Annotated in this window: 22 protein-coding genes and 1 tRNA gene; 1 reads left to right on the top strand and 22 read right to left on the bottom strand. The window is 59.9% G+C overall.

Going from position 1 to position 12,522, the window contains the following annotated elements:
* Nucleotides 1-14 precede the first annotated feature (14 nt).
* The 7 genes from infA to GGD53_RS14705 form a co-directional block, all read right to left on the bottom strand.
* Entirely contained in the window at nt 15-233 is a 219-nt protein-coding gene (gene infA, locus GGD53_RS14735) for a translation initiation factor IF-1 (RefSeq protein WP_003545338.1), read from the bottom strand.
* A gap of 123 nt (nt 234-356) precedes the next feature.
* Nucleotides 357-833, bottom strand: a complete 477-nt coding sequence (locus GGD53_RS14730) for a low molecular weight phosphatase family protein (protein WP_184457153.1) — start codon at nt 831-833, stop codon at nt 357-359.
* A gap of 5 nt (nt 834-838) precedes the next feature.
* Nucleotides 839-1,312, bottom strand: coding sequence for a UPF0262 family protein (locus tag GGD53_RS14725; protein ID WP_184457151.1), 474 nt, complete (start codon nt 1,310-1,312; stop codon nt 839-841).
* A gap of 8 nt (nt 1,313-1,320) precedes the next feature.
* Nucleotides 1,321-2,616, bottom strand: a complete 1,296-nt coding sequence (gene hisD / locus GGD53_RS14720; RefSeq protein WP_184457149.1) for a histidinol dehydrogenase — start codon at nt 2,614-2,616, stop codon at nt 1,321-1,323.
* A 57-nt stretch (nt 2,617-2,673) separates the two neighbouring features.
* Nucleotides 2,674-3,105, bottom strand: a complete 432-nt coding sequence (locus GGD53_RS14715; protein ID WP_064800610.1) for a DUF2948 family protein — start codon at nt 3,103-3,105, stop codon at nt 2,674-2,676.
* A 157-nt stretch (nt 3,106-3,262) separates the two neighbouring features.
* Nucleotides 3,263-4,555, bottom strand: coding sequence for a UDP-N-acetylglucosamine 1-carboxyvinyltransferase (murA, locus tag GGD53_RS14710; protein WP_184457147.1), 1,293 nt, complete (start codon nt 4,553-4,555; stop codon nt 3,263-3,265).
* Between the two features lie 92 nt (nt 4,556-4,647).
* The gene (locus GGD53_RS14705) at nt 4,648-4,842 is read right to left on the bottom strand and encodes a hypothetical protein (RefSeq protein WP_010034782.1); all 195 of its coding nucleotides are present in this window, start codon (nt 4,840-4,842) and stop codon (nt 4,648-4,650) included.
* Between the two features lie 156 nt (nt 4,843-4,998).
* Between GGD53_RS14705 and GGD53_RS14700 the strand changes: the two genes are divergently transcribed.
* Nucleotides 4,999-5,073 (top strand) — tRNA-Thr (locus tag GGD53_RS14700).
* Nucleotides 5,074-5,830: 757 nt separating this feature from the next.
* On the opposite strand, the gene GGD53_RS14695 is transcribed toward GGD53_RS14700, so the two are convergent.
* The 15 genes from GGD53_RS14695 to GGD53_RS14630 all read right to left on the bottom strand — a co-directional run bounded on the left by GGD53_RS14695 (nt 5,831) and on the right by GGD53_RS14630 (nt 12,521).
* On the bottom strand, nt 5,831-6,067 hold the full coding sequence (locus GGD53_RS14695; protein WP_184457139.1) for a hypothetical protein: 237 nt from the start codon (nt 6,065-6,067) through the stop codon (nt 5,831-5,833).
* Nucleotides 6,064-6,528, bottom strand: a complete 465-nt coding sequence (locus GGD53_RS14690; RefSeq protein WP_184457137.1) for a hypothetical protein — start codon at nt 6,526-6,528, stop codon at nt 6,064-6,066. Before GGD53_RS14690 ends, GGD53_RS14695 begins: the two co-directional genes overlap by 4 nt.
* A 40-nt stretch (nt 6,529-6,568) precedes the next feature.
* The gene (locus GGD53_RS32385; RefSeq protein WP_184457135.1) at nt 6,569-6,988 is read right to left on the bottom strand and encodes a GIY-YIG nuclease family protein; all 420 of its coding nucleotides are present in this window, start codon (nt 6,986-6,988) and stop codon (nt 6,569-6,571) included.
* Nucleotides 6,988-7,149 carry a helix-turn-helix transcriptional regulator gene (locus GGD53_RS32240; protein WP_348647423.1) on the bottom strand — a complete coding sequence of 54 codons (162 nt, stop codon included), beginning with the start codon at nt 7,147-7,149 and terminating at the stop codon, nt 6,988-6,990. Before GGD53_RS32240 ends, GGD53_RS32385 begins: the two co-directional genes overlap by 1 nt.
* Nucleotides 7,150-7,250: 101 nt before the next feature.
* Entirely contained in the window at nt 7,251-7,943 is a 693-nt protein-coding gene (locus GGD53_RS14680) for a deoxynucleotide monophosphate kinase (RefSeq protein ID WP_210303214.1), read from the bottom strand.
* Complete coding sequence (locus tag GGD53_RS14675; protein ID WP_184457133.1) at nt 7,940-8,230, bottom strand: hypothetical protein; 291 nt, start codon at nt 8,228-8,230, stop codon at nt 7,940-7,942. The genes GGD53_RS14680 and GGD53_RS14675 overlap by 4 nt, the downstream gene beginning before the upstream one ends.
* Entirely contained in the window at nt 8,227-8,598 is a 372-nt protein-coding gene (locus GGD53_RS14670) for a hypothetical protein (RefSeq protein ID WP_184457131.1), read from the bottom strand. Before GGD53_RS14670 ends, GGD53_RS14675 begins: the two co-directional genes overlap by 4 nt.
* A gap of 13 nt (nt 8,599-8,611) precedes the next feature.
* Entirely contained in the window at nt 8,612-8,854 is a 243-nt protein-coding gene (locus tag GGD53_RS14665; protein ID WP_184457129.1) for a hypothetical protein, read from the bottom strand.
* Nucleotides 8,854-9,084, bottom strand: coding sequence for a hypothetical protein (locus GGD53_RS14660; protein WP_184457127.1), 231 nt, complete (start codon nt 9,082-9,084; stop codon nt 8,854-8,856). Before GGD53_RS14660 ends, GGD53_RS14665 begins: the two co-directional genes overlap by 1 nt.
* Nucleotides 9,081-9,278: a hypothetical protein gene (locus tag GGD53_RS14655; protein WP_184457125.1), complete on the bottom strand. Its 198-nt coding sequence runs from the start codon at nt 9,276-9,278 to the stop codon at nt 9,081-9,083. The genes GGD53_RS14660 and GGD53_RS14655 overlap by 4 nt, the downstream gene beginning before the upstream one ends.
* Nucleotides 9,278-10,204 carry a hypothetical protein gene (locus GGD53_RS31720; protein ID WP_246717783.1) on the bottom strand — a complete coding sequence of 309 codons (927 nt, stop codon included), beginning with the start codon at nt 10,202-10,204 and terminating at the stop codon, nt 9,278-9,280. The genes GGD53_RS14655 and GGD53_RS31720 overlap by 1 nt, the downstream gene beginning before the upstream one ends.
* The gene (locus tag GGD53_RS14645) at nt 10,204-10,653 is read right to left on the bottom strand and encodes a hypothetical protein (protein WP_246717782.1); all 450 of its coding nucleotides are present in this window, start codon (nt 10,651-10,653) and stop codon (nt 10,204-10,206) included. Before GGD53_RS14645 ends, GGD53_RS31720 begins: the two co-directional genes overlap by 1 nt.
* A 59-nt stretch (nt 10,654-10,712) precedes the next feature.
* The gene (locus tag GGD53_RS14640; RefSeq protein ID WP_184457123.1) at nt 10,713-10,946 is read right to left on the bottom strand and encodes a hypothetical protein; all 234 of its coding nucleotides are present in this window, start codon (nt 10,944-10,946) and stop codon (nt 10,713-10,715) included.
* Nucleotides 10,943-12,193, bottom strand: a complete 1,251-nt coding sequence (locus tag GGD53_RS14635) for a helix-turn-helix domain-containing protein (RefSeq protein WP_184457121.1) — start codon at nt 12,191-12,193, stop codon at nt 10,943-10,945. Before GGD53_RS14635 ends, GGD53_RS14640 begins: the two co-directional genes overlap by 4 nt.
* Before the next feature lies 1 nt (nt 12,194).
* Nucleotides 12,195-12,521, bottom strand: coding sequence for a hypothetical protein (locus tag GGD53_RS14630; RefSeq protein WP_184457119.1), 327 nt, complete (start codon nt 12,519-12,521; stop codon nt 12,195-12,197).
* Between the last annotated feature and the right edge of the window lies 1 nt (nt 12,522).

Below are 12,522 nucleotides of genomic sequence, written 5' to 3'. Positions count from 1 at the left end.
GACGGTGGGCAGACTTACTTGAAACGATAGGTGATGCGGCCCTTGGTCAGATCGTAGGGCGTCATTTCCACAAGCACCTTGTCGCCCGCGAGAACGCGAATGCGGTTCTTGCGCATGCGGCCGGCGGTATGGGCGATGATCTCGTGTTCGTTTTCAAGCTTCACGCGAAACGTCGCATTCGGCAGAAGTTCGGTGACGATTCCCGGGAATTCGAGGACTTCTTCTTTCGGCATATAGAGGTTTTCTTCCTGTGGGTTGCAGAGGCAGCGCAACGCGCGCCTTTAAAATTTGGGCGGAAACTACACAATCAACGCAGGTTTGTGAACCTTGTTGATCAGGCTTTCCTTTATTTGTTTTCATGCCGATTGCGCGGCAATGCCATTTCGTTTGAGCAGCCGGCTTTCGATGAGGCCGGCCAGGTGATCGCGAACTTCGCGATAGCTGTCCAGTATCTGCTCGCGCGTGCCGCTGACGACCGTCGGATCCATGGTCGGCCAGTAGACGACGTCGATCGCGTTCGACCGCGTCAGCTCGAGTGCGGCGTGATGGGCCTGCGGCGACAGCGTGATGATCAGATCGAAATAATCGTCCTCGAGTTCATCAAGCGTCTGCGGCTGGCGGCGCCCAAGGGAAAGCCCGATTTCCTCGAGCACGACATCGACGAAGGGATCGCGCTCGCCGGCGCGAACGCCGGCAGACCTTATATAGGTATTGGCAGGCAGAATGCTACGGGCGATTGCTTCGGCCATCGGCGAGCGAATGGCGTTCAGACCGCACATGAAGAGGATGGCGCCCGGCCTCTTTCCCTCCTCGATGTCGGCGCCGAGATCCATCACCGTCACCCGCGCCAGTAGAGCACGCAGACCAGGGTGAACAGGCGCCGGGCGGTGTCGAAATCGACCTCTATCTTGCCCGCCAGCCTGTCCTTCAGCGTCTGCGAGCCTTCATTGTGGATGCCGCGCCGGCCCATGTCGATCGCCTCGATGCGGCTTGGCGTGGCCGATCGGATCGCTTCGTAATAGCTTTCGCAGATCATGAAATAATCCTTGACGATCCGCCGGAAAGGGGTGAGCGACAGGATATGGGTGGCGACATCGCCGCCTTCTTCCGTCTTGATGGCGAACACCAGCTTCGAATCCATCAGCGAGATGTTCAGCCGGTAAGGACCGCCGGTATGACCGAGCGGCTCGAACCTGTTCTCCTCGATGAGATCGAAGATGGCGACGGCGCGTTCATGCTCGACATCGGGCGTCGAACGGCCGATCGTATCGTCGAGGACGACGTCGCAAAGCCGGAAATCGCCCGCCGCCATCCCTTCACCTAATCGAGGTTGAGGCGGATCGCGACCGACCGCGCATGGGCATCGAGGCCTTCGGAGACCGCAAGCGCGATCGCCGCCGGGCCGAGGGTGCGCAGCTCACCCGGCCCCAGGCGCAGGATCGAGGTTCGCTTGACGAAATCGAGCACCGAAAGACCGGAGGAGAAGCGCGCCGAACGCGCCGTCGGCAGCACATGGTTCGAGCCGCCGACATAATCGCCAATGACCTCGGGCGTATGAGCGCCGATGAAGATCGCGCCGGCATTGCGGATGCCGTCGAGCAGCCGGTCGGGGTTGGCGAGGGCGAGCTCGACATGCTCGGCTGCGATGCGATTGGCGAGCGGAATAGCCTGCTTCAGATCGCCAACGAGGATGACGGCGCCGAAATCGCGCCAGCTTGCCGCTGCAGTCTCGGCGCGGTTCAGCGTCTTCAGCTGGCGTTCGACCGCCTGCTCCACCGCCTTGCCGAATTCGACATCGTCGATGATCAGGATCGCCTGAGCGCTGGCATCGTGCTCGGCCTGCGCCAAAAGGTCGGCGGCGATCCAATCAGGATTGTTGTCCTTATCGGCAATCACCAGCACCTCGGAGGGGCCGGCGATCATATCGATGCCGACGGTGCCGAATACATGGCGCTTTGCAGCGGCGACATAGGCATTGCCGGGGCCGGTGATCTTGGCGACGGGAGCGATGGTCTCGGTGCCAAAGGCGAGAGCGGCGATCGCCTGGGCGCCGCCGACGCGATAGATCTCCGTGACGCCGGCGAGCCTGGCGGCAGCGAGCACCGCCGGATTGACGGCGCCGCCTGTGGCAGGAACGGCGATGACGACGCGTTCGACGCCGGCGACCTTGGCCGGGACGGCATTCATCAGCACCGAACTCGGATAGCTCGCGGTGCCGCCCGGGACATAGAGCCCGACTGCCTCGATCGCCGTCCAGCGCGAGCCGAGACCGACGCCGAGATCGTCCTCGTAGATATCGTCTTTCGGCAGCTGGCGGCGATGGTGGCTCTCGATGCGCAATGCCGCGAGCTTCAGCGCGCCCAGCACTTCGGCAGGCACCGCCTCGATCGCGGCGTCGATCTCCTCAGGCGTGACGCGCATCGGCACGGTGGCGAAATCGATGCCGTCGAATTTCAGCGAATACTCGGCCAGCGCCACATCGCCGCGCGCCCTGACATCATCGATGATAGCGCGAGCGACGGCATTCACATCCTCGGACACTTCGCGCTTCGTCGTCAGAAAAGCGGCAAAGTGCTGCTCGAAACCTTCCGATGCCTGATCCAGCCAGATTGCCAAGACCTATATTCCTTCTCAACTCGAACCGCGATGTTCAAACTTCAGGCGTCAAACCATTCAGGGGTGGCGGGGTTTGGAAGCCGCCTGCCATGCGCCGCCGATATCGGCCATCTGGACCTCGATGCATTCGACGTCGAGCGCAATCGAGGCCGTGCCCGACAGCGCCAGCTCGATCGTGCCATCCGGCCCCTCGCCCTTTTTCTCGAAACGCAGCGCCAGCAGCGACAGAACCTCATCGCGTTTGCCGCGATCGATGCCGAGCGAACGGACGGCAAGCACGCGCTTGAACACCAGAGCGGCGCGGCGGCGCTCGAAACCTCTGCGCTTGCGCGCAGCACTTTCCCAGACGAAGCGGTTGGCGGCAAGCGCGAACTGGGCGCCGCGCGGCGACCAGTCGATGTCGCCGACCTTGAAGACGCTATCCTGCATATGCGCAGATATGATCGCGAGGTCCTCGTCATCAAGCGCAACAAGCTTCAGGTCGGTCATTCAGGCTCAATCCCCAGAGCATGTTGCCGAAAAATGCGAGCGGTTTTCGGACGACATCATGCTCTTGCTGTTTAACAGGCATCGCCGGAATGGCGATGCGTCAGACAAGGGAAATAAGATGCTGCGGCCGATTACGCAACCGGAATGAAGGTGTCTCTTATTCGCTGATGCGCTGGACGACGGCCCCGCAGCGGGTCAGCTTCTCTTCGAGCCGCTCGAAACCGCGGTCGAGGTGATAGACACGGGAGACCGTGGTTTCGCCCTCGGCGGCAAGGCCGGCGATGACGAGCGAGACGGAGGCGCGCAGATCGGTCGCCATGACGGGCGCGCCGCGCAGGCGCTGGACCCCCTCGATTTTCGCCGTCTGGCCGGAGAGCGTGATCCTGGCCCCGAGCCGGGCAAGCTCCTGCACGTGCATGAAGCGGTTTTCGAAGATGGTCTCGGTGACGTGCGAGATGCCGGAGGAGCGGGTCATCAGCGCCATGAACTGCGCCTGCAGATCGGTGGGGAAGCCCGGGAACGGATCGGTGACGATATCGACCGGCTTGATGCCGGCGCCGTTACGCCTGACGCGCATGCCGTTATTGGTGGCGGAGATTTCGGCGCCGGCGCGGCGCAGCGTTTCCACCGCGGTTTCGAGCAGCGCCACATCGGTATTTTCGAGCACGACGTCGCCGCCGGCCATGGCGACGGCCATGGCGTAGGTGCCGGTCTCGATGCGGTCCGGAAGCACGCGGTGGCGGGCGCCGGAAAGCGAGGTGACGCCTTCGATGGTGATGGTCGAGGTGCCGGCGCCCGATATCTTGGCGCCCATGGCGTTCAGGCAGTTGGCGAGATCGACGACTTCGGGTTCACGGGCGGCGTTGCCGATGACAGTCGTGCCGCGGGCAAGGGTCGCCGCCATCATCAGCACATGGGTGGCGCCGACCGAAACCTTCGGGAAGGTGTAGCGCGCGCCGATCAGACCGCCGTCGGGCGCCCTGGCATTGATATAGCCGGCATCGATCTCCATGGTCGCACCAAGCGCCGTCAGGCCTTCGATGAAAAGATCGACCGGGCGCGTGCCGATGGCGCAGCCGCCCGGCAGCGACACGCGGCAATGGCCCTCACGCGCCAAGAGCGGACCGATGACCCAGAAGGAGGCGCGCATCTTCGAGACGAGTTCATAGGAGGCGGTGGTATCGACGATCGTGCGGCAGGTGAAATGGATCGTGCGGGCGTAGGAGTCTTCCTGGCGCTCGCGGCGGCCGTTGACGGCTACGTCGACGCCGTGATTGCCGAGGATGCGCATCAGAAGCTCGACATCGGCCAGATGCGGCACGTTTTCCAGCGTCAGCGTATCACTGGTCAGAAGCGAGGCGATCATCAGCGGCAGTGCGGCATTCTTGGCGCCGGAAATGGGAATGATGCCATTCAGCTCATTACCGCCGACAATTCTGATACGATCCATGTGCGCTTACTTCCTGAAAGTTCTGTCTTGAAAGAAGGAGTGAGGTGTTTAGGGGATTTACGAGGAGGCTTCAATTCGCCCCGGACGGAACATTACGATTCGTCCATTTTTGCGGCGGGCAATCCATTTGTCTCATCGGCCTGGCCGGAACGGCGGGCACGCACCTGCTGCTTGCGTCTCGAGAGATTTTCCCTGAGCTTTTCGGCGGCGCGCTCGCGGCGCAGTTTCGCCTGTGCCTCGATCGCCTCTTTACGGCTCTGCTGGCCGGTTTCGGTCTTGTCGTTCATGTGAACAGAATTAGCCGAATTCGCGCCGATCCAAAAGTCCCCTGCACCTCTATCCACGCGAAGTTGGATTTTGCGGCTTGCGCTTATCGTCAAGCTGTGGCAATAGCCGCCCCGTTCCCGCAATTGAGCCGGCTGGCTCCATGCGGATCTGGTCCTGCTGCCGTAGCTCAGTGGTAGAGCACACCCTTGGTAAGGGTGAGGTCGGTGGTTCAATCCCACTCGGCAGCACCAGTTTTCTCTAGTAATTACAATAAGATAGAACAAACACACTTTGAGCGAGGCAGCTTTCGTGTGCAGAACAAAGCATGAAATTGTACGTGAAATCAGCACGAAACGTACAAAATCTGTACAGCGTCTTGGCTGCTTGTTCGCCGCCCGTTCCCACGCCAATTCCCATTCCCGCACATCGTTAGTGACTCATTAGCAACGGCTAACTCTCCTCAAAAGTTATGATATTGCGTCATACGTCTTTTGGGTTATTAATCGACTCGGGCTTCACAACCCTGACCACGAATAGGCTTCGCGCAAGCGAAGTCGAACACATGCGCTGCTTAGCGGCAGGCGCATTGCCTGGGCCATTCACATGGCCGGCGGGCGGTGCGCGTATGTCCAGGGCTTCGGCCTAAAGGCGTACCGGCATGTCTTCGTGGCGTGTTGTGAACCCCCGGCTACGGTGCCGCGCACCGTGATGTGGCGGGGAACAGCATGATGCTGATGGAAGTGCATGACACCGGGGCAATCAAAGAAGAAGACCCCCAAAGACCAAGGAGACTTTATAAGGCAGAATGGAAGTTCAGAATCGGCCAGGCGGTGCGGCTAGGCGAGCTTTCAGCGGTAGTGCTATCTCGAGATCGGAGCGCTTGTGGACGCGAGCTCTATCAAATCTGGATAGCAGGAAAAGCATACGGCAGGCCATTCAGACAGGCGGCCTGCAGTGCATTGGCAATATAATAAAAAAGGGCGGCACCAGATCCGCCCGTTATTATTTTTAGGGGTTGAGGATGGCGCGGGCCGCATTGTAGGCGGCGCGCACCGCATAAGACCGGTTCATGGTCTTCGTCTCTTTTAGGTACGAGACAATATCCTCAGTCACATCCGCGCAACGCTGTCGCTCTGCGAGGATGGCTGCCTCAATGGCTTTCCCGATGTCGAAGCTGGATGGCCGTACACCCAATGAGTCAAGAAGCTCCCTCACCGTAGCCATAACGTCATGTGGAGCAGTCATGCGGCTTCCTTGCTCGTCACCGGGAATAGGGGCGATACCATCCCAACAACTCCTCGCATCACGTCGATAGACGAGGTAAGCGCCGAAAGTTGCGAACTGCCGCGGCCTATCGATGATAGGCCCTTGCCTGCGTAGTCGTTACACGACAACTCGACTTGGTAAGTTGTCGTGCGACCTGGGTGATGCAGCGTCTTCAGCGACACATCAACGCCACTCGATATGAGCCGGCCAATCAGAGCCTCAACTGTCTTGTCCTGTTCCGCCTTGATTTCGTCCACGACCGCAAACATGCGATCGCCGTCTGCTGTAGCTTTCAGCCGGCTCTCCGGAATTCCGCGACCGATAAGATCAAGATAGCCGTCCTCGACTTCCTTGATGCGCGCCGTACTCAGGCCGCACATTCTGGACATGAGATCTACGCTGATGCCGTATTTTTCGCGCTCAAACTTATTGACTCTCATTTCAGTCTCCTTCTCTGTGGTGGTTGGGTTTGGTGGTTATTCACATAGCGGCCTGTCTTCTGGCCTCCATGAACGCTTTTGCTGCATTAGCCAAAGAAAACTTCGGAGGAGCAGGTGGAGTTGGGCATGGAGCCGAGTTGTTGCCATCTGCGTGTGATATTTGCAGCATCCGAACTTCGGCCAACTCAACAATGAATTGATGCACGTTTTCCAGATCGATGCGGAACCACTCTCCGCTTACCTTCTGGTTCCGGAACCGCTTGTGACACGCTAACTCAAATTCGCATCCGTGGCTCTGAGTTGAGAATCGCCATATCCGCTTTAGTTCAACCTGAAACGGGCATCCGATCTGAAGCTCGACAAGCCTGTTATGCGGATCCCGCGCGCGACCTATTTTTAGCATGCCAGATAGAGGGCCAGCGTCGTCCTTCCCACCCACCGCATATACAAAGTACGCCATCAGGATGCCGCCTCTTGTTCAGCCATCCATTTTGTGAGCGACGAACGGCGAGCCGCAACGCTACCGCCTAGTTTGAAATGCGGCATCAAATCTCCGTAGGTGAGCCGGTAGACTTGCCGCGATGTTACGCCAAGAAACTTGGCGATTGCGTTGGCGCCCATGAGAAGGTCGCCCTCTCTAACTTCACACTCCACTTTAAGCTCCTCTTGGTGGTGTACGGTACGACACTCCTAACTTCATTCAACAAATTTGTCAAGATGGATCACCCATACCGCCGCAGCGCCTCCTCGATCTTGCCGTGCAACTCTGCGACCGCGCCAGCGTTCGCAATCACCAGATCCTGATCACCGCAGCCGCGCTCGCTGACGTGGTCACCAGCAATGCCGCCACGGCCAGCGATCTTGTAGATGTCTCCGCCCAGTCGGCGGATAAGCTGCGCTTCGTTCGGAAAGCGGCAGTCGTCTGTAACGACGCGGCCGCCGGCGTCAATGACCTGAAGAGCGCGATGCTCCCACAAGAATGTCCAGAAATCCTTGCCGATCAGATCCCTGCCCCACTCCGTACCAAGGGCCTGCATCGCGTGCCGCGGTGTTTTTCCTTGCAGTAGCCGCGTCGGCGTTTCTTTCAGGTCGCCTTCGATCTGATCCTCCGCCAAACCAATAGCCCGCATCATATCCTTGAGCGGCCCGGCGAACTTGACGAGTGTATAGTCGTGCTGCTCGACGAGGTAGCGGGTGGCCGTAGACTTGCCGGCGCCAGCCTGGCCGGTGAATGCGACGACGGGCGGGAAGTTATCGTTGGCCGCACTAATATTCTGTTGTGGGCTGTCGCTACTTTCATGCTTCCCTATTGCCGCGCCAAGCGCGCGCAATTCGGAAGGAACGTTGTCATTGGAGGCCGGCACTGCGGTGAGCTCGCCGGCGGGCGTCCAGGCTGGTACTTGGTTCTCGGTCATGGTGTTTCCTCCTTGAGTGCTGCGTCTATCAGCGACTGCCAAACGTGCTTGGCCTTGTCGTAGTACTCTGGGTAGGCGAGATAGACATTGCCATCGCCGCATGCGAAGTCGTCATAGCCGACGACAATCTCCTCAGCGGCGGCCAGTTGCGCCGCCGACGGCTCGCGTATCTCTTCAAGGACGGCGCGGGCTTGTCCAATAAAGAACTCCCAAGGGAGATCAAATGCAGCGTCCGTATTGTTTTCTTTTGCTATGGCCCGCGCCACCCGCTCGATCATTGTTGTCATGATGCTAAGGTCTCCCCGGTGATTGAAGTGGGCGTGGGGGATGACTGTTGCGCTATAAGGTCATCCCGCTCTCGGCGCGCCACGTCACGCTCGTACGCATACCGACTACATTCAATTTGGTTGGTGGTCCTCTCTGCTGCGATGACCGCCTCCAGCTCCGCTACTTTATTGCTGTAGTAGTCGAGAACGAAATCGACTCCGCCGAGAACGGCGTTCAGATCTTCGCGGCGGATATGCTTGTCGTGGTCGCGAATGTGGATTTCCCATACGCGACGCTTGACGGTTTCGATGTATTTTGGCGTTGGGGTCACAGCATCACCCACATGGCCGAAACCATGCCGCCAACTGCGAGTAAGCAGATTATCCATTCAACTGCCGATCTCATGCTGCACCGCCTTCGGCATCTGATGATGGAGAGACATTTATGATAACACCGCACCCTGCGGCTTTCGCCAACTCATGGCCTTCGTTTAGCCACTCCGAAAAGCGCTTCTCCGCTACCGCCTTGAGGTGCTCCTCCGATGGTTCTTCTGGGCACGGCCCGCTGTATCCGTGGAATTTGAACATCTCCTCGCCGGGTGCCATCGGGTGTCCGCAAAGCTCGCAAACTGCTATATCGTCCATCACGCCACTTCCCCCACTTCGCGATACGCGACGATAATGCCGCCGTTCTCAGTTCTCTGCGGGCTCCAGTTGCCCTCCACTTCGCGCTGCGGACGCGCCCACAGATAGCGGCCAGCCGTTGCCCCTTCTATAATCCGCCCGTTGCGCAGGCGGATGTCGACGATCGCCTCTTTGTTGACGGGGCAATCACCATCGCCGCGCCAGATGTTCCAGCCTGTGGTGTTGGTCATGCGATCGCAACCTCCGGCATCATGTGCCCAAGATAACTAACGGCAATTGGGCAGGCGTTTGGTTGCGCGCCGATAGCCTTTTCTCTGGCAAATGCCACGCGGCTTTCCGTGACTATCGCGTCAGGCCATCCGATCGTGACGCGGGCGAAGCCGCCTCTCTCCATGGCGAAACTAAACATATAGTAGTGCAGCATCACGCCATCCCCCTCGCCCTGCAATCCATCAGCGCGTCAAACGTCGCCATGAACTCTTCCCGCGCCTTCTCCGGCGACCAGTAGCGCAGCGTCACGCCCAGTTCCTGGCCCGCATAGCGCGCGTGCCACTCCATCGGCACGAGGTTGACGAGCTCGTCGGCAATGATGCGGTTGTCGGCATCATGCACAACGGCAGGCATTTCCGCCGCCAGGCCGAACCGATCGGCGATCGCAGCCATGACTTTCGCCTCGGCTTCCTTGTAGCCAACTAGGTGGCGCTTGAGCGGGCGCGGAACGTCAACGGTGTAGGCTTCCGCCGCATCGTGCAGCAGCGCCCACAGAGCCACGTCCACGCCTTCCCAGCGAAGCTTGCGGGCCATGAGTACGCAATGCTCGGCGACGCTGTAGAAGCGCAGGCAGTGGCCGGCGTAGCGGCATTGCAGGCTCAGTGAGTGCGCGATGTCCTCGATGAAGACTTCTTCGCTCCGCGGGTCGAGGGGCCAAAACTTGCGGCCGGTCGCCGTCTGCATGAAGTCGCCGGTTCGGGCGGGATGTCCGCTGTCCGAGGACAAGGGACGGCTGGCGGCAATCTCCTTTTCGACAGCCGCCACGACTCGCGCGCCAATGTCTGTGTGTCGACGCAATCCGACGTACTGGCCGCGCTCCATGATGGCCTCGTACTGCGCGCGCGGGATGACGTGGTCGATCTTCATGATTGGCGCCACATCACCGCCAGGCCCGCCAACAAGACCGCCGCTGTGGTAACGCTTGCCACCCTCGACGTTGTCATTCGCCGGCGAGTACTTCGGCAGCACCACAGGAACGGCGCCAAGGCCTTCGACCATGAGCGGTTCGGGGTTATACTGTTCTGGCGGATTCGGTATAGCGGCCAGCATCGCCGCTTCTCTTGCCGTGTTCATGGTCATCAAAACGCCTTCCCGCCAGCGGCCTTGCGGTTCTCGATCTTGTGATCTTCGCGGTTGGCGTTGAATGCCATCTTCTCGACGATCGCGCCGCCCAGGTCGAAGCCAAGGAAAGTTGCCAGATCGCCGATGCGGATCATGGCATCGGCCAGTTCGACTTCAGCGTTTGGCCTGTGCGGCAGCTTGTCGTCCATCTTGACCTTGCCGCCGGTAGATTTGCGATAGCCCTCCATGGCTTCGCTGATTTCGCTCACGATCAGCATCATCATTTCTGGCACGTTTCTGTCCAATGCACGCCCAGTCGCGAGGTTCGTGCACCAGCCGGCTTTGCGGCTTGCTGCGTGGCAGTCGGCCGCAAACAGGTTGATGGCGGATGCGTGGGAATAGTTGTCGTTGGCGGGCACGAGGCCCGCGTCATGATACGCTTTAGCGTTTGCGCTTCTGTTCAGCATTTCAGTCTCCTCTGTGGTGGTATTGGTTGCCGCCGATTGGTGGTCGGCGGCAGGGGTGGTTATCGTTCCTGCTCGTCGGTGCTAAAGCACCAAGAAGCGCTGCTGCTCACTTGGAAGGTCTCTTCGCACGATGGACACTCGACCTCGTGGGTGTCGTTTTCGTCGTACAGAAACCAAGCCTCGTTGTCGGCAATGTGGAAGTCATCGCCGCAGTGAGGGCATTTGGGTGATTTGTTGGCCGTGAACTCAAGCCAACCATCCGCATCAAGTGCCGCAAACTTCGCTTTGCTCACGCCGCCCTCCTCTGCTCTGCCGGCTCGTTATCGTTTGCCGCATCCATCATGGCGACCCGCACACGCGAGACTTCACCAAACTCGCGATGGTAGCTAATCGACTGCATCGAGCGGCCAGACAGGAAGCCTGCGCCCCAATGCCACGCATCCTGCGGCGTCGGTGTCTGGTGCGATTCCGAAATCACGCCGTTGCCCTCCGTCGCATACTTGCTCGAGTGGTGGATGTGGAAGCCGTGAATGAATCGATGCACGGTAGCGCCCCAGTCCTCGGCGCGGCGGTGGGCCATGATGCTGGCCATATCCTTGAGCTTGACCGTGTGGCCGTGCGTTGCCCCCAATAAGACGCGCCCGAAGCGGAACCAGAAGAACAGCGACGGATCCACGTCGACGGTGACGCGCGGCTCATTGCGATACCAGGCCAGCAGGAAGTAGGCGACGGCCACCGAGGCGTGTTCGTCATGATTGCCCGGCAAGATGCGGACAGTAACATGGCCGTGCCTAGCGAGGTTGGCGTCGATCGCGCGGACGACCAGTCGGCACGCCGTCATCAGCACCTTCTGGTAACGCCCGTCGACCTGCAGGACGTTGCCAGACTTTGCCGTCTTGTTCTCATTGCTATCCGAGTGGAGCAGGTCGCCGCCACCCAATACGATGGCATGGCCGCTCGGTGGCGTTCTGGCGATCAACTCGTCGAGCGCCCCGCCGATTACCCGTTCGGCGATCGATAGATCCCAATTGGCGCCTGTCTCGCGATGCCATGCGAACAAACCGACGTGGAAATCCGCAAGGGGCGTGAGCGTCAGAAGGTCGTCGGTCGGGACGGTATTGAGTGCTCTAGGCTCAGCCGGCGGCACATCGACGAACGCTTCCTTGAGAATGGCGGCGACGTCTTGCGGCGCGTATTCGTTGCGGGTCTTGATCCATTGCTGGATAGTCCGGCCGTCCGCGTCGACGAGCGCAGAGACGCCCTTGATGGTATGCCCGGCTGGGATGTCGAATTCGGCGCCAGCTTCCGGCCGCTGCTTGATATAGTCGCCGTTCGGCGTGTTGCTGATCTGCGCGATGCGGAACCCCGGCAGAACCGGCTTCGTGCCGCACATGCCGCGCTCGGCGGCGATCTTCAGGCGCGAATTGAACGTGTTGCGCGGCAGGCCGAGCAGTTCGGCGGCCTGCGATTTGTTGCCGAGCGCTTCGAACGCGTCGGCGGCTTCCTTGGCGAGTTCGTCACTGAGGCGAGGTGTGGGCATGTTATGCGATCTCCAATTCTGCTTTACGGCGGCGGATGAGCGCTTCTTGTTCCTCAATCCATTTCATCATGGTCGCGCGCTCCGCAGTTATGCGTGCCGTCTGCTCCTCCGCCGTTTCTGGACGTTCGTAAATGATGCGCAGGCGATCATACGATTCGCCGTATTCGTAGCGAGGCGAGTAGTCCACCTCCGCGCTCGACCGGAATTCCGGAGGAATTTCCATCAAAGTCTCTTGGAGAATTTGGATCACTTCTGCGAGGCCGTGAGGCGGATAGCCAACTGCGTCCTCGCCGTAGCCATACTCTCTGACTGTTATCATCACATCCATC

Source organism: Rhizobium aethiopicum (genome assembly GCF_014197535.1).
Taxonomy (GTDB): Bacteria; Pseudomonadota; Alphaproteobacteria; order Rhizobiales; family Rhizobiaceae; genus Rhizobium; species Rhizobium aethiopicum_A.
Note: the sequence above shows the minus strand (reverse complement) of the source record. Positions and strands in the feature narration are given on the sequence as shown.